This is a genomic window from Streptomyces sp. NPDC004542, from assembly GCF_040610035.1.
In the GTDB taxonomy this organism is placed as follows: Bacteria; Actinomycetota; Actinomycetes; order Streptomycetales; family Streptomycetaceae; genus Streptomyces.
Window position 1 is genome coordinate 1 of the sequence record NZ_JBEXLP010000133.1, and the last position, 14364, is coordinate 14364.

General features: G+C 70.4%; 15 protein-coding genes. 5 read left to right on the top strand and 10 right to left on the bottom strand.

Annotated elements, in window-relative coordinates:
- Positions 1-230: 230 nt before the first annotated feature.
- A complete protein-coding gene (locus ABZX30_RS35885) occupies positions 231-434 on the bottom strand; it encodes a DUF397 domain-containing protein (protein ID WP_355941969.1) in 204 nt (67 codons plus the stop codon).
- A 13-nt stretch (positions 435-447) separates the two neighbouring features.
- Entirely contained in the window at positions 448-1299 is an 852-nt protein-coding gene (locus ABZX30_RS35890; RefSeq protein ID WP_355941972.1) for a helix-turn-helix transcriptional regulator, read from the bottom strand.
- Between the two features lie 273 nt (positions 1300-1572).
- Between ABZX30_RS35890 and ABZX30_RS35895 the strand changes: the two genes are divergently transcribed.
- From ABZX30_RS35895 to ABZX30_RS35905, 3 genes are all read left to right on the top strand, one after another.
- Positions 1573-2253, top strand: a complete 681-nt coding sequence (locus ABZX30_RS35895; RefSeq protein WP_355941975.1) for an ATP-binding protein — start codon at positions 1573-1575, stop codon at positions 2251-2253.
- Between the two features lie 113 nt (positions 2254-2366).
- Positions 2367-2666, top strand: coding sequence for a hypothetical protein (locus ABZX30_RS35900; RefSeq protein WP_355941978.1), 300 nt, complete (start codon positions 2367-2369; stop codon positions 2664-2666).
- Complete coding sequence (locus tag ABZX30_RS35905; RefSeq protein WP_355941981.1) at positions 2663-3103, top strand: PIN domain-containing protein; 441 nt, start codon at positions 2663-2665, stop codon at positions 3101-3103. Before ABZX30_RS35900 ends, ABZX30_RS35905 begins: the two co-directional genes overlap by 4 nt.
- Before the next feature lie 529 nt (positions 3104-3632).
- On the opposite strand, the gene ABZX30_RS35910 is transcribed toward ABZX30_RS35905, so the two are convergent.
- The 8 genes from ABZX30_RS35910 to ABZX30_RS35945 all read right to left on the bottom strand — a co-directional run bounded on the left by ABZX30_RS35910 (position 3633) and on the right by ABZX30_RS35945 (position 12926).
- The gene (locus ABZX30_RS35910) at positions 3633-4412 is read right to left on the bottom strand and encodes an alpha/beta fold hydrolase (protein WP_355941984.1); all 780 of its coding nucleotides are present in this window, start codon (positions 4410-4412) and stop codon (positions 3633-3635) included.
- A gap of 99 nt (positions 4413-4511) precedes the next feature.
- Entirely contained in the window at positions 4512-5270 is a 759-nt protein-coding gene (locus ABZX30_RS35915) for an alpha/beta hydrolase (RefSeq protein ID WP_355942010.1), read from the bottom strand.
- Between the two features lie 183 nt (positions 5271-5453).
- Positions 5454-6167: an alpha/beta hydrolase gene (locus tag ABZX30_RS35920; RefSeq protein WP_355941987.1), complete on the bottom strand. Its 714-nt coding sequence runs from the start codon at positions 6165-6167 to the stop codon at positions 5454-5456.
- A 173-nt stretch (positions 6168-6340) separates the two neighbouring features.
- On the bottom strand, positions 6341-6976 hold the full coding sequence (locus tag ABZX30_RS35925) for a helix-turn-helix transcriptional regulator (protein WP_355941990.1): 636 nt from the start codon (positions 6974-6976) through the stop codon (positions 6341-6343).
- Positions 6977-7206: 230 nt separating this feature from the next.
- The gene (locus ABZX30_RS35930) at positions 7207-8079 is read right to left on the bottom strand and encodes an alpha/beta hydrolase (protein ID WP_355941992.1); all 873 of its coding nucleotides are present in this window, start codon (positions 8077-8079) and stop codon (positions 7207-7209) included.
- Positions 8080-8278: 199 nt separating this feature from the next.
- Positions 8279-9502: a helix-turn-helix domain-containing protein gene (locus tag ABZX30_RS35935; protein ID WP_355941995.1), complete on the bottom strand. Its 1224-nt coding sequence runs from the start codon at positions 9500-9502 to the stop codon at positions 8279-8281.
- A 449-nt stretch (positions 9503-9951) separates the two neighbouring features.
- A complete protein-coding gene (locus ABZX30_RS35940) occupies positions 9952-12723 on the bottom strand; it encodes an AAA family ATPase (protein WP_355941998.1) in 2772 nt (923 codons plus the stop codon).
- Positions 12724-12797: 74 nt separating this feature from the next.
- Positions 12798-12926: a hypothetical protein gene (locus ABZX30_RS35945; RefSeq protein WP_355942001.1), complete on the bottom strand. Its 129-nt coding sequence runs from the start codon at positions 12924-12926 to the stop codon at positions 12798-12800.
- Here ABZX30_RS35945 and ABZX30_RS35950 point away from each other — a divergent pair.
- The gene (locus ABZX30_RS35950; RefSeq protein ID WP_355942004.1) at positions 12925-13464 is read left to right on the top strand and encodes a TIGR00730 family Rossman fold protein; all 540 of its coding nucleotides are present in this window, start codon (positions 12925-12927) and stop codon (positions 13462-13464) included. The two genes, ABZX30_RS35945 and ABZX30_RS35950, sit on opposite strands and share 2 nt — an antisense overlap.
- A gap of 26 nt (positions 13465-13490) precedes the next feature.
- Positions 13491-14180 carry an SDR family oxidoreductase gene (locus ABZX30_RS35955; RefSeq protein ID WP_355942007.1) on the top strand — a complete coding sequence of 230 codons (690 nt, stop codon included), beginning with the start codon at positions 13491-13493 and terminating at the stop codon, positions 14178-14180.
- The last annotated feature ends 184 nt before the right edge of the window (positions 14181-14364 follow it).

Consider the following 14364-nt stretch of genomic DNA (forward strand, 5'->3'; position numbering starts at 1 on the left):
TCGCGTCCGCCTCGACCCCGCCGCCATCACCCGCATCGCCCGGGTCGCCCTCGTCCTGCTCCGCCTCGTACACGGCCGCACCCCTGAACGAAGATCACGAACCGTCACGAAACGTTACCGAGAAAGGCTCAATAACTTAGTCCGCACATTGAGTAAGCGAATTGCTAAACTCCGTACGACTCAGAAGGCTGTCGTGGAAGACCTCCTGGGAAGGTTAAGGCGCACGTGCTTCAGCTGTCTGATGTCCCTTGAGGTAGAAAGCTCCCCTTCAGGCTGCGTATCAGCGACAGTAGCGGGCCGCGTTCGGTCGTGAGGATCTTGACGGGGTCCTCGCTCTCTCGAAGCGCTACGGCATCAGCTATCGAGGCGATTTCGACGCAGTTGTTGCCGGAGGCCTCCGAGAAGGAAGACTTCAGCCACTTCAACTCGGGCAAAATCGGGTACTCCTTACAGGCTCTGGGTGATTCTGAGGATCACGTCTCTGGACCGCTGTGCATTCAACGCTACTTGTTCGACGGCGTCCAGGCGCCTGCGGAAGTTGGCCAACTGCGTCGGTGAGTAGAAGAAGATTGCTCCGGTCGGAGAATCCACCTGCGCCGTGTCCAGGTGTGTGCTCGTCGCGTATGCGTAGAGCACCGAGTCTCCAGCCATGGGGAAGGCGCCTGCGCTGAACGGGATCACCCGTAGTGTCACGTTGTCGCGCTCGCTTTCCTGGAGCAGGTATTCAAGCTGGGAGCGCGCTACGCGTGGGCCGCCCACCTGCATGTGCAGGGCTGCTTCGTGGATCAGGCCGGTGTAGGAGACGGCCGGTTCCCTGGTGATCACGGCGTGACGGGCCAGCCGCTGGGCGATCCGAAGCTCGACCTCCAGGCGTGGAAGAGCAGGAATGAAGAGGTCGAAAAGAGCTCGCGCGTGGTCTTCGAGTTGGAACATGCCTGGGATGTGGGCGGTCTGCAGAGTGCGCAGGGCTACGGCGTGGTGTTCGAGCTCGGCCACATCGAGGAAGTCCGGCGGAACCTTGCCTCGGTACTCGTCCCACCAGCCGCTCGAGCGGCCGCCGGTCATTTCGGCGAGTGCGTCGATCAGGGTCGGATCGTCGCACTCGTAGATGCTCGCCAGGCGTTGCAGTCGTTGCTCGCTGATGCCGAAGCGTCCTGCCTCGACGTTGGAGATCGTTGTGCGGTCGGTCCCCAGTAGTTCGGCGGCGCGCGGCGCCGAGAGGCCTGCGTCCTCGCGGAGTCGCCGGAGTTCGGCTCCGAAGCGACGCTGACGGACTGTGGGGGTCTGACGTGGTGCCATGGGTCCTCTTCCTCTTTGCGCACAGTGTGCCGACGCTCACGGATGGCGTCCAATGGGCCTGTAAATGCAACCCGTTGTAGTGAATGAGGTATCACCTGTTGTGTTCGCCGCGCTACGGTGTGAGCCGTGCCGCTCGTTCCTGTCAGGAGCCGGAAGTGCACCGCCCTCTCCTGCCGTCCGGGAGGGCGCGGCAGAGCCACCGGTCCCGGCAGCGTGAACGCTCTGGCGCATGCCCTGACCAACCCGTCACGACCGCGCACCCAGGAGGTGCCAGTGAGCAAAGACCAGGACCACCGCGATCCCACCCGCAGCATCGCTACACACCACCGAAGCCTGCCGACCGGCCTGGGCCCCCACGAACAGACTTTGATGCACGGCCCCCTTCTCTCCGAAAGCCGGAACCCGTCCCCGTCATCGGCGCTCAACCCGTACCTCCTCCCCACCCTCGACCCCCTCTCCGGCCTCCCGCACCCGCCACCCATCCCCTTCGCCGCCCCCTGGCACTACGAACTCCGCTTCCCCTGTGACCCGCGAGGGCCGGGCATCGCCCGAGTCACCCTCCGGGCCGTGCTCGACGCCCACGGGCTCGCCGAACTCGCCGACCGCGCCGAGTTGCTGGCCTGCGAGCTGACGACCAACTCCGTACGGCACACCAAGGGCCCCGCCTCCGTAAGGCTCCAGTGGCTGTATCCCGTACTGCGGGTCAGTGTCTGGGACATGAGCCCGGACCTGCCGCCCACGCTCCCCGGCTTTGCCGACAGAGCCGTAACCGGACCCGAAGCGGACGCGGAGGGCGGGCGCGGGCTGCTGATCCTGGACGCTGTGGCCGACCGGTGGGGCGGCTGTGCCATAGGAGGTGAGCCGCACGGACCCGGCGGCAAGAGCCTCTGGTTCGAGCTGACCCTGCCCGGCCCACCGCCCGACGACCGGCCGGCTTCCGCACTCGTCGCCTGACGGCCGGTCGGGCCGATCCGGAGCGCGGGCGGCGTGGTGTTCCGGCTGTGCTGTGGAACGAGCCCGCCGGCCTTCGCTTCCCACCCGCTCGCCGACATATAGTGCCGTAACGCTTGAAAACGAAGGAGTCCCCGCTGATGCCGGCAGTAGATGACGCGGCATTGCCGCCCGATGAGCCGAGGCCGATCCAAGCACACGTCACGGTCTCCGGGACGGTCGCCGGCATCCTGCGCGACCTCGCCGCCCTGGAAGGCCGAACCCCTGAGGCGCTGGCCATTGAATGGGCGGCCGGGAAGCTCGTCATCCCCGAAGGGTCCGCCGGTGACGCGATCGACGACTGGGGTCTTTTCGACGGCCCCCCCGACCTTGCCAGTCGCGTGCACGACTACTTGCGGGGCGGGAGCGCTGCGTGACCCTTCCCGTCAGCCTGGCGGTGGTCGACACCAGTGTCCTGCTCGCCGCTTTCAACCGCCGCGACGATCGCCATCAGGACGGAATCAAAGCTTTCGGCCTGGCACGGATCCTCGTCCTCTCCCCTCTCGTCCTTGCGGAACTCGACTACCTGCTTCATCAACAGGCCTCTGAGAAGGAAGCCGTAGAGGCCGTCTCACGTCTGCGTGCTCTCGTGGCCACCGGATATGCGCGCATCCCCGTTGTGGACGCGAAGCTCCTCTCCGAGGCGGAACACGTTCAACGCGCCTACCTGGGACACTCGATCGGCCTGACCGATGCCATCAACGCATGCCTGGCGTGGCGCCTCCAGCATCCGGCGATCCTGTCCTTCGACAACCACTACCGGATCCTCGCTCCCCGGCGGACGGGTGAGCACTCGCTCGACGTTCGTCCTTGATCGGCTATCTCTGTGCCGCAGGCTCAGCCCTTTGGCGCCCCGTGGAAACCTCTACCCTCACGAGTACGATTGCGCGCACGCTTCGTGAGGTGGCGGCGGAATGGTCGGCAACGGCACGGCGACGGGGGCGCACGGGCGGCGGGTGCTGCCGGAGTACGAGAAGACCGAGCGCCCCCTGATACGGCAGCTCGTCGGCCTCGGCTGGGAGCACCTGGAGGGCGCCCCGCCCGGGGAACCGGCCACCGACCCGGCGGCCTCCGGGCGTGCCTCGTTCACCGAGACCGTCTACCCGAAGCGGTTCAAGGCCGCCGTCGCGCGGATCAACCCCGGCCCGGACGGCCGGCCCTGGCTCGACGACCGGCAACTCGACGCGCTGCTCGGACTCGTCCTGGGCACCGTGCGAGGTCCCGACCACCCACTGCCCGGGGTCGCCGGGAACCTCCAGGCGACCCGTCACCTGCGCGACGGCGTCAACGCCCTTACGCTGCCGGGCTGGCAGGAGGGCGACCCCGAGGCCGCCCCCGCCGTCCTACGCGGTGAAGAACTCCGCCAGCACCGGTGCGAGCACGTTCGGGTCCACCATGTGGGTCTGGGCCTCCAGGACGCGGTAGGTGCCCGTCAGCGCCGCCTGAGCGACCGTCCGGGTGGCCTCGCGCAACCAGCCCGGGCTCGCGCCGCCCGCGACCGCCAGGACGGGGACGCGGAGGGACGCGAGCCGGTCCCGGGGGACCAGGCCGTCGCCCATCACGGCGTCGTCGTAGGCCAGGGTCGGCGCGATCGCCTCCATGTCGGCCCACATGGGGGACCGGCGGGCGCCCTGGATCATCTCCTCGGCCAGGCCCGTGAGCCTCAGGAAGAGTTCGACCGCGTCGCCGCGCCGGCCGTCGGCGAGTGCCTCGCCCAGCTTCCCGGTGTACTCGGCCCGGCCCTGCGCCCCCGCCTCGTCCACGGCGAAGGGCGTCTCGTACACGGCCACCCGGCGCACCGGCAGCCCGCCGGCGGCCGCCCGCAGCGCCAGCGCGCCGCCCGAGGAGATGCCGTAGACCGCCGCCTCGCCACCCACCGCCTCGATCAGCGCCGCGATGTCCTCGACCTCGCGCTCCACCGCGTACGGCGCGGTGTCGCCGCTCCCGCCGCGGCCCCGGCGGTCGTACACGACGGCCCGGCAGCGGCCCGCGAGGCAGTGCGCGAGCGGCGCCACGGTCCCGCCCGTGGACATCGCACCGCTCACGAGGACGACCGCCGGCCCCTCACCGGTCGTCGTGTAGGCGATGCGGGTGCCGTCGCGGGAGAGTGTCTCCTTGTCCATGTCCATACCGGTGCAGACTGCCGTACGGCACGGAAGTCATCGCTCGCGACACGTCGACCACGTCCGCCACGACGTAGGCGTGGGTGATGGCCGACGGGGTCAGCGGGCGGTCGAGTCGGCGGCCTGGCGGACGAGCCGGGCGACGGAGTCCGGCCGGGACACCGCGACGGCGTGGGACGCCTTGACCTCGACGGTGTGGGCGTGGGCGCGCTCGGACATGAACCGCTGGGCGGCGGGCGGGATGTTGAAGTCCTGGGTGGCGATCAGGGACCAGGACGGGATGCGCTTCCAGGCGGCCCCGACAGAGGGTTCCTCCAGCGCGGAGGCGGCGACGGGCCGCTGGGTGGCGGCCATGAGCGCTGCCTGCCCACGGGGGACGTCCGCGGCGAACTGGGCGCGGAACTTGTCGGACTTGATGTACAGGTCGTTCCCGTGTCCGCCGTCCGGAAGAGCGTAGGGCACCGCTTCGACCGCGGCGCCGAGGGTGCTGCCGGGGAACCTGTTCGACAGCTCCAGCGAGGTCTCACCCTCGTCGGGCAGGAACGCGGCGACGTAGACGAGTGCCTTGACCTGCTTCTCCCGGCCCACCGCCGCCTCACTGATCACGGTGCCGCCGTAGGAGTGGCCCACCAGGACCACGGGCCCGTGCACCCGGTCGAGGACGCTGCGCAGGTACGCGGCGTCGGCGGCCGGTCCGCGCAGCGGGTCGGCTGCGGCCACCACCGGATACCCCGCACGGTTCAGCCGCTCGATGACGCCGGACCAGCTGGACGCGTCGGCGAACGCTCCGTGCTCCAGGACGATCGTGGGCTTGGGCCGCGTGGGCACCGATGCGGCCGCCCCCGCCGTTGTCGACAGAGTCGCGAACCCGGCGAGAACCGCCGCGACGGTTGCGGTCGCCAGGGCGCCGCGGCCGCGGTGTCTCACGCGCCAGGCAGAGGAAATTCGGGTCACGGAAAACTCCTTCGTAGGGTGGTTCGAGGGTGTCGGGTGCGGTCGGTGCGGTCGGTGCGGTCGGCCGGAAAGGGTCTGGCCGGACGGTCAGGCGAGGGCGTGCACGGCGTCGAGGATGACTTGTGCGACGGCCTTGGGCTGGGAGAGCGCCACGGCGTGGGAGGCTCCGTCGATCTCCGTCATGTTCGCGGCGGCGCGCCCGGCGCCGAAGCGTTCCACGTCCGGGTTGATCGCCCGGTCCGCGCCGGCGATCAGGGCCCAGGACGGCTTGGTCTTCCAGGCGGCGGCCGCGGCCTTCTCGGTGAAGGCGGCGAGGGCGATCGGGCGTTGCGTGGTGGCCAGGACCCTGGTGACGCTGTCGGAGACGTCGGCCGCGAACACCGAGGCGAAGGCTTCCTGCGTGATGGTGACCTCGGTGGCGGTGGTGCCGTCGGTGGTGGGATAGGTCCACTGCCGAAGGTGGTCCGCCAGGGCGGAGGCGGCGAAGCGGTCCTGCAGTTCGCCGAGGCTTTCGCCTTCCTCGGGGATGAAGGCGGCGATGTAGACCAGTCCGACGACGTTTTCGACGGTGCCGGCGACGGTGATCAGCGCGCCGCCGTAGGAGTGGCCGACCAGGAGGACGGGGCCGTGGATCTGGGCGGCCACGGAGGCGACGTAGGCGGCGTCCAGGGCGAGGCCGCGCAGCGGATTGGGCGGGGCGACGACGGTGACGCCGGCGCGCTGGAGGTCGTCGATGACTCCCATCCAGCCGGTGGCGTCGGCGAACGCGCCGTGGACCAGGACTACGGTGGGACGAGGCATGTGGGCCTGCTCTCGGAGGGTTCAGTCGGTGAAGGCGGTTCGGAGCGTGCTGATGGCATGGCTGAGGGCATGACTGAGGGCGGCCTCGGCGGCATGGGTCTCGCGCAGGGCGTCGGGCCTCACGAGGCGGGCAAGGGGCGGGCGTCAGGGGTGCGGCGCGCTTGCGCGATGCTTCAGATCCCCGAGTTCTGCCATTCCTTCGGGGACAGCCCGTACGCCTTGCGGAAGAGCCGGCTGAAGTGGGAGGGGCTGGTGAAGCCCCAGGACTGGGCGACGACGGCCACGGCGCGGTGCTGCCGGCGGAGATCCAGCCGGCAGGCGGCAAGCCGGTGCTGCCTGATCCAGGCTCCCACCGTGGTGCCGTCGGCCTGGAAGAGCTTGTGGAGGTAACGCACCGAGATGTGGTGTGCCCGGGCTATCGATTCCGGTGACATGTCACTGTCCGCGAGATTTTCCTGGATGTAGCCCTGGATGCGCAGCAGCAGTTCACGACCCGGATCCACGGAGCCGGCGGTGCTCCTCTCGTGGACCTCGTTCATCAGCAGGGCGACGAGATCGGCGGTGTTCAGGGCAAGCCGTCTGCCGACCGCCGGATCCTGGGACGGTGATGTCCTGGCCAGGGCGGACAGGAACCGGGAGACGAGTGCGGCCAAGCCGCTCGCGCCGCTGAAGTGGATCACGGAGTCGCGCCGCAGAACTTCCGCGGACCTGTCGAGCAGGAAGCAGGGGACACGGAAGAAGGTGAGCTCTTCGGCGTAACACAGGTCAGACCGGAGGGTCCTCGTGACGATGAGGTCACCTGGGTTCATCACCTGCGTCGACCCCGGCTGGAAAGACACCGTCGTGTCGGACAGGTTGATGCCCAGGTACAGAATCCTGTCATCGCTTCCGGCAGGCCATTGCATGCCTGTGAAAGGGCCGGAACTGTTGTCGAGGAGCATGTCGTCTTCTGCCTTCTGCGGATGTTCTGACGCAGATGTTCTTCTTGACCGGACCGTCGTCTTCACGTTGTTGCCTCAATATGTCTGGCGCCGGGCCCTCACGTGGTGCTCCTGGGCCGCGCATCCTCCTGTGCCGGCCCGTCCGAGAGGAATGCCTCGACCACGGAATTGAAGGCCGCCGGGTTTTCGAGGAAGGGGAAGTGCGAGTTGGCCACAGCGGTCGGGAATATGTGCAACCGTGCGTCCGGGATCTGCTGGGCTATGAACTCCTGGGAACGGGGGGAGACGTGGCTCCCGTCGCAGCCCAGGACCAGTGTGGGGAGGTCGATGCGGGGCAGCACGTCCCGCCAGTCCTGCGCGCAGTGGTCGAACAGCAGGGGAACTCCCGCATAGGGCGGAGTCGACTTGATCTGCTCGGCGACGAACGACAGGACCGCGGGGTCGGGGCTGCCGGAGAACATGCTCCGCACGAAGTCGTGACGTACCCGCTCGCCGTCCGGACCCGCGAGGGCGGCACCGAGTTCGAGCAGGCCGGCGACGTCGAAGATGGCGCCTGACGCCCGCTGCTCCTCGTCCGTCATCCAGGGCACGGCCGCGACGGCGGAGGGCTGGTCCACCACCACGAAGCGGCGGAGCCTGCCGGTTCCGTACTGGTCGATGAAGCTCCACCACACCGATGCGCCCATCGACCAGCCGAGAGCGTCGAATCGGTCGAGACCGAGGTGATCGACGAGCTGTAAGACGTCCGCGGCGAGTCGGGCTATGCGATAGCCGTGGTGCGGTTTGCCGGACACGCCGTGGCCGCGCATGTCGAGGGTGATGACCCGGCGGGCCGGCGCCAGACCGGCCAGCTGGTGTTCGAACATCGCCTGGGTCTGTCCCCAGCCGTGCAGCATGACCAAGGCGGGGGCCTCGCCTCCGCTGTCCCGGTAGACCAGACGTACACCGTCGCTCGTCGTCAATTCGCCCATGGTTCCTTCTCGTTTCTCCGGCTGCCGAGATGCTGTGCTCGGTGCGTCGGTGAGGGGCCGGACAAAGGAGGCCGGCACTTGCTCAATTCCTCGCAGCACATTCTGTTTCACCGGTGGAGACGGCCACCACCGCTCTCCGTAGGGATCGGCCGAGGGGTTTTTCGTCGATCTGCGGAAAGGCCCGCAGCGGCCGGGCCGTTCAGTGCGTGCCGACGGCTGCGGACGGCTCCAGGAGGTCGTGGATGCGCAGTCCCAGGTGCAGCACGAGCCGGTCGTCTCCGCTGTCCAGGTCCAGTCCGGTGATCTCCTGGATCTGGCGGAGCCGGTAGTGCAGCGAGGTGCGGTGGATCCCGAGGGTCTCCGCGGTGCGGGGTATCGATCCGGCGTGCTTCAGAAAGCACCGCAGGGTCGTCTCCAGCCGCCGGCCCACCGGACTCTCCAGCAGCATGCGCAAGGGCTTGGGCAGCAGGGATGAGGTGAAGGCACCGGCCGGTACCTGGAGGAGCACGGCGTACTCACCCAGGGCGTCCCACACTCCGACGTGCTCCAGATACGGCATCCGGCGGGCCGCGCGGGCCGCGACGACCGCCTGGGAGTGGGAGACCCATGCGTTGGCCAGACCGTCCTGGACGCCGCCGATGCCCAGCACGGGGGCGGCCGAGGCGGCGAGGTAGGTACGGAGCGTCCGCAGGATGGCGGCGGACTGCGCGGCGAGTTCCCGCTCCTCGACCGGCTCGGCGTACAGCTGCAGGAGTACGGCGCTGTCCGGGGCCACTGCCATGATTCCGGTCGCCGCCCGTGTCCGGAGAAACGGTTCCAGGGCGGCCCGCAGGGCGATCTCGGCCTGGCCCGGCGTTTCCGGGGAGGGGCTCAGCCGGACGACACTGACCAGGGCGTGTGCCGCGTCCGTGAGCAGACCGCTCGTCAGGAGCTGCTGACGGGCCGAGGCACGGGCGACCGGACTGGTGTCCACCAGCGCGAGCAGGGCGTCCTGGGCCGCGGTCGCTTCCTCGGTGGCCGCCAGCTGGAGTGCGTACATCTGCGCGGCGATGGCCGGCACCGCCTCGGCGACCGTGCCGGCCTCGTCCTCCGCCAGGGTGCCGTCGGGCGCGACGACCATCAGAAGGCCGACCAGATGGCCGCGTTCGCGCAGCGGCACACAGTACCGGGTGAGCAGTTCCAGTTCATCGTGCCCCGCGATGAATCCGGGCTTCGGCCACTGGGCGACCCCCTGGTCGAGGACGTACCGGATGACCTCGTCGTCGGCCCTGCCCTGCAGGAGGCTGCGGATACGGACCGGGTCCGCGTCCCCGAAGTGCTGACTGGAACACACCAGCCGTGCCAGCGGGTCGTCGACGACCACCGAGCGGCGCAGCCGTGCCGCCAGCGTCTCCACCAGACGCTGCAACGTGTCAGTGCCCACACGGATTCGCTGCCGCTGCTCAACCATGGAAATCCATACCCTTCGTGCTGGGACAGCGCGTCCGGCGCCTCGAGTCCCCTCGCAGGGGAGTGGGGGAGCCCCGCGTCCCTGCCCTTGCCGCGTGGTTCGTCCGCGGCAGGCCGCACCGGTCGGCATCCGCGACGCCGCCGGCCGCCCTGTATCCCGTCCCGCCCGCTCCCGGATCGCGTCATCCGCCGGCGTGAGGCCGGGCAACGGGAGCATCTTCAAGAAAGGGCGGACATGGCTGCGTCTCTTCCTGCGCGGGACGTGCCGCCGACGGCGGCCTCACGCCCCCAAGCCTCGCAAGCAGTCCGCCCGGCAGGCATCAGTAAGTTGACGGTCCTTCTCCGCCGGCGGCCGGACGGGGGCCGCCGAGAGCCGGCCGGTGTGCCCGTCGGCCCGCAGGGGGCCGGTCCCCCCGCTGTGGATCACAGATCGTCGAACAGATCACGGAGCTGGTTGCGGCTGCTCACACCCAGCTTCGGATAGACGTTGTAGAGGTGGGAGCTGACCGTGCGAGGGGAGAGCATCAGCTGCTCCGCTATCTCCCGGTTGCGCAGCCCTCGTGCCGCCAGCCTGACGATCTGCTGCTGCTGGGCGCTCAGTTCCGCCAGCGGGTCGGCCTGGGCGGGGGCGGTGGCCACGCCGCTCGCCCGCAACTCGGCGCGGGCCTCCTCGGCCAGGCCGGCCGCGCCGAGCCGGGCGAACGTCTCCAGTGCCATGGCCAGGAGCGGACGGGCCTCCCGCGGGCGTCGCTGTCTGCGCAGCCACTGCGCGTAGTGGAGCCTCGCCTGTGCCCGCGCCAGCGGCCACTGGTCGCCCACCGGGTCCACCGTGGCGAGCCGGAAGTGGTCCTCGGCATCCTCCGCGGTGCCCGTCAGCGCGGCGGCGTGGTGCGTCAGCAGCGTCATCCGGGCTGTCGGACGCTCCCCCAGCTCGCTGCTCACCGCTGCCAGGACCCGCCCCGCCTCCTCCTGGCGGCCCGTCCGCTGGGCGACCGCGGCGAGATCGGCGACCGACCGGGGGGAGAGGAAGTGGTGCAGCGCTGTCCCGTCCTCGCCGAAGAGGGCCCGGAAGTGCCGGAACGCGGCGTCGAAGTCGCCGGCCGCCGCGGCGGCGGTACCGGCGGCCCGCAGGAGGAGTGCGTGGGTGGCGCGGTTCTCCTCCAGTGCGACCGCCGTCCACGCCTGGTCCGCCGGCATGGCTTCCGGCTCGCCGCGCAGGCCGCGCAACGTCGCCCGCAGCGCCTCGACGTCGGTCTGCATGTAGATCCACTTGTGGACCGCCGCCAGCGCCGCCGTCGTCTCCAGGTGCTGCTCGGCCTCCGCCCACCGCCCGGTCTCGATCAGCGTCACGGCCATCGGCACGAGGGTGGGCGCGGCGGAGCCCATGGCACCGTACGCGCGGAGCACGGGGTGGACCCGGCGCAGGGACTCCACACACAGATCGGGCTCGTCGGCGTAGAAGGCCACCCCGCCGAGAGCGACTGTCCGTGTCATCTCCGCGACGTCGAGCGGCCGGTCGGGCGAGCCCGGCGCTCGACGAATACTCCGCAACAGTTCGGTGGCATCGGCCGGATCGGCACCGGCACGGATCACGGCCAGTACCGAAGCGGAGGCATCAGCCGTCGTCAGCTCGGCGTAAGGGGTGTCGCGATCCCCGGTCTCCACTCCGTCCAGCAGAGCGGCTATCGGGTGCCTCACCTCGGGCAGGCCCGACTGGAACGCGACTGCCTGGAGGATGCTGACCAGGGCGACCACCGTCATGGGGTCCCTGGGGGGATCCGGCCGCAGCGCGTTCATCAGCACCTGGAAACCCTCACGTTGGCGGCCGAACAGCGACAGGGCCATGCCCGCGGCGCAGGCCGCCATGCCCAGCAGATCACGGTCCTCGGTGAGCGCGCTGATCCTGTCGTGGAGTTCACCGACCCACGAGGGGTCGCCGGCGTTCTGGGCGGCTCTCAGCGCCTTCGCGTAGCGGCGGGCCCTGTCGTCCGCCGCGGGGCTGCACTCCGCGGACCGTTGCAGAGCCTCGGCCGCCGCGAAGAACCCGCCCCGCCGCTCGGCGAGTTCCGCGGTGTCCTCCAGCGCCGCCGCCACGGACTCGTCGTGGCCGACACACGCGGCGGCCAGGTGCCAGGCGCGGCGGGCCGGGTCGGCCGTGAGGGCCGCGGCCAGGTCCCGGTGCGCCTGCTGCCGCAGATAGGCCGGGGCCGCGTGGTAGGAGCCCGCGCGTGCCAGCGGATGGCGGAACACCACCCGCCCGTCCACGACGGTCACCAGGCCGGCCTCCTCCGCCGGGGCCCACGCCCAGAGATCCGTTCCGGCGCCCGCGGCCGCCATGATCGTGTCGAGGTCGTCGTACTGCGACGCGGCCGCGTAGAGGATCAGCCGCCGGGTCCTCTCCGGCAGACCACGCAGCCGGGCGGCGTACAGCTCCTGGATGCGCTCGGTCTGGGGCAGTCCGCCTCCGGGCAGTACGCCGGCGCCCCCCGCCGCCGCGGCGCGGCACAGTTCGATGATGGCCAGCGGATTGCCGCCCGCCTGTCGCAGCAGTTCGATCCGCGTCCGGCCGGTGGGAACGTGCGGCTGCGCGTCCACGAGTTCGGCCGCGTCCCGCTCGGCCAACGGTCCCAGCAGCATGGCGGGCAGAGCCTGCGGAACCCCCTCGGGAGGCGTCTGCCCGCGCGCCGCCAGCAGCACCGACACATCGGCGGCCGTGAGGCGGCGCATCACGAAGCTGAGCACTTCGAGGGAGTCCCGGTCGAAATGCTGCACGTCGTCGACCGTCAGCAGCACAGGCCCCCGACGGGAGACCTCGGTCAGCAGCGTCAGGACCGCGACCCGCAGCAGCAGGGGGTCCAACGCCCCCGCCGCGGGAGCGATGCCGAACGCCGTCTCGAGTGCCCCGCGCAGATGGCCGGCCAGCGTGGCGACCTCGGGCAGAAGAGGGAGGAGCAACTGGTGCAGGGACGCGAAGGACTGGTGTGACTCGGCCTCCGAACCCTGGCAGGCCAGCACGAGGGCCCCGCCCTCCCGCGCGTGGTCGACGACGAACGACAGCAACCGCGACTTGCCGGTGCCGGCCTCACCGAGCAGCATCAGCATCCGCGCCTCGTCGCGGCCTTCCACGACTCGGAGAAGGCGAGCCACCTCCGTCTGCCGGCCCACGGGGAGCACATTCGGCTCGAACGAGTGCATGGTGCGGTGAACCGATCTGGGACGAGAGATCCAATACTGCGAATGCAGCCGCCGACGGGGGGCCCGCGCCAAGACTAGTCGCTGGTTGCGCGGATCTCCTCGGGCAGGGTGGCCACCCGGGTGGCGGCGGCCCGTACGAGAGCAGGGCCGTGCCGGGAGAGCGGCGGCCGGCGCCGGGTTCTCCCCTCGTACCCTGACCGCATGCGAATCTGTGTCTTCCTCTCCGCCGCCGACCTCGACGACCGTTACACGCGTCCCGCGCGCGAGTTCGCCGAACTGATCGGAGCGGCGGGGCACACGCTCGTCTGGGGCGGTTCGAACGTCGGCCTGATGAAGGTGGTCGCGGACGGGGTGCAGGAGGCGGGCGGCCGTCTCGTCGGCGTCTCGGTCGGCTTCCTGGCGAACCGGGCGCGGCCCGGCGCCGACGAGATGGTGATCGCCGGGGACCTCGCCGAGCGGAAGGCACTGCTGCTGGAGAAGGCCGACGCGGTGGTGATCATGGTGGGTGGCACCGGGACGCTCGACGAGGCCACCGAGATCCTGGAGCTGAAGAAGCACGGCCGCACCCACAAGCCGGTGGTGCTGCTGAACACGGCGGGCTTCTACGACGGGCTGAAGCAGCAGTTCCGCCGCATGGAGGAGGAGGGCTTCCTGCCCCGGCCGCTGGCCGACCTGATCGGCTTCGCCGAGGAACCGGCGGCGGCGCTGGCCTATCTGGAGGAGCACCTGGGCGCCGGGTGAGCGGCCGGCGGTGCGAGCATGGCGCCATGGCTACTCATGTGATCACCGGGGCGGGTTCCGGCATCGGCGCGGCCGTGGCCCGCCGTCTGCACGCGCGCGGGGACGACCTCGTGCTGCACGCGCGCGACGCGGGCCGCGCGAAGGAACTGGCGGCCGAGTACCCCGGGGCGAGGACGCTCGTCGGCGACCTCGCCGACCCGGACCGGCTGTCCTGGGCCTTCTCCCACCAGACGCTCCCCGACCGGGTGGACTCGTTGTTGCACATCGCCGGAGTCGTCGACCTGGGCCAGGTGGGCGATCTGACCCCCAAGACCTGGCGCCACCAGCTCAACGTCAACCTGATCGCCCCCGCCGAGCTGACCCGCCACTTCCTGCCCCAGCTGCGTGCCTCCCGGGGGCACGTGGTGTTCGTCAACTCCGGGTCCGGTCTCAACGCCCACGCCGGCTGGTCCGCCTACGCCGCCTCCAAGCACGGCCTCAAGGCCCTCGCCGACTCCCTCCGCCAGGAGGAACACGCGGGCGGCGTCCGCGTCACCTCGGTCTACCCCGGCCGCACGACCAGCCCCATGCAGGCCAAGGTCCACCAGCAGGAGGGCAAGGAGTACGACCCCGCCCAGTGGATCGCCCCCGAGTCCATCGCCACCACCATCCTGACGGCCCTCGACCTCCCCAGGGACGCGGAGATCAACGACATGACGGTACGACCGGGCCGCTGACGCCCCTCTTACAGCCCGTCCGGGGGTGCCCCCTCTGGGGGAGCTTGAGGACGAGGCCGGTTCAGGCCCACGGGGTCCGGGGCGGAGCCCCGATGCGGATGTAGTCGAGGTTCCTGCGCTGCTGCCGTTCGGCCACCAGCGGGCCCACCTGGGTGGCCGGGTCGAGCGGGTCGCCGACCGTGAG

What these genes read in the sequence shown, in the direction of transcription:
- ABZX30_RS35890 (WP_355941972.1), bottom strand. Translation starts at nt 1,299, where the DNA reads ATGGCACCACGTCAGACCCCCACAGTCCGTCAGCGTCGCTTCGGAGCC.
- ABZX30_RS35910 (WP_355941984.1), bottom strand. Translation starts at nt 4,412, where the DNA reads ATGGACAAGGAGACACTCTCCCGCGACGGCACCCGCATCGCCTACACG.
- ABZX30_RS35920 (WP_355941987.1), bottom strand. Translation starts at nt 6,167, where the DNA reads ATGCCTCGTCCCACCGTAGTCCTGGTCCACGGCGCGTTCGCCGACGCC.
- ABZX30_RS35925 (WP_355941990.1), bottom strand. Translation starts at nt 6,976, where the DNA reads ATGAACCCAGGTGACCTCATCGTCACGAGGACCCTCCGGTCTGACCTG.
- ABZX30_RS35930 (WP_355941992.1), bottom strand. Translation starts at nt 8,079, where the DNA reads ATGGGCGAATTGACGACGAGCGACGGTGTACGTCTGGTCTACCGGGAC.
- ABZX30_RS35940 (WP_355941998.1), bottom strand. Translation starts at nt 12,723, where the DNA reads ATGCACTCGTTCGAGCCGAATGTGCTCCCCGTGGGCCGGCAGACGGAG.
- ABZX30_RS35950 (WP_355942004.1), top strand. Translation starts at nt 12,925, where the DNA reads ATGCGAATCTGTGTCTTCCTCTCCGCCGCCGACCTCGACGACCGTTAC.
- ABZX30_RS35945 (WP_355942001.1), bottom strand. Translation starts at nt 12,926, where the DNA reads ATGCGGTCAGGGTACGAGGGGAGAACCCGGCGCCGGCCGCCGCTCTCC.
- ABZX30_RS35955 (WP_355942007.1), top strand. Translation starts at nt 13,491, where the DNA reads ATGGCTACTCATGTGATCACCGGGGCGGGTTCCGGCATCGGCGCGGCC.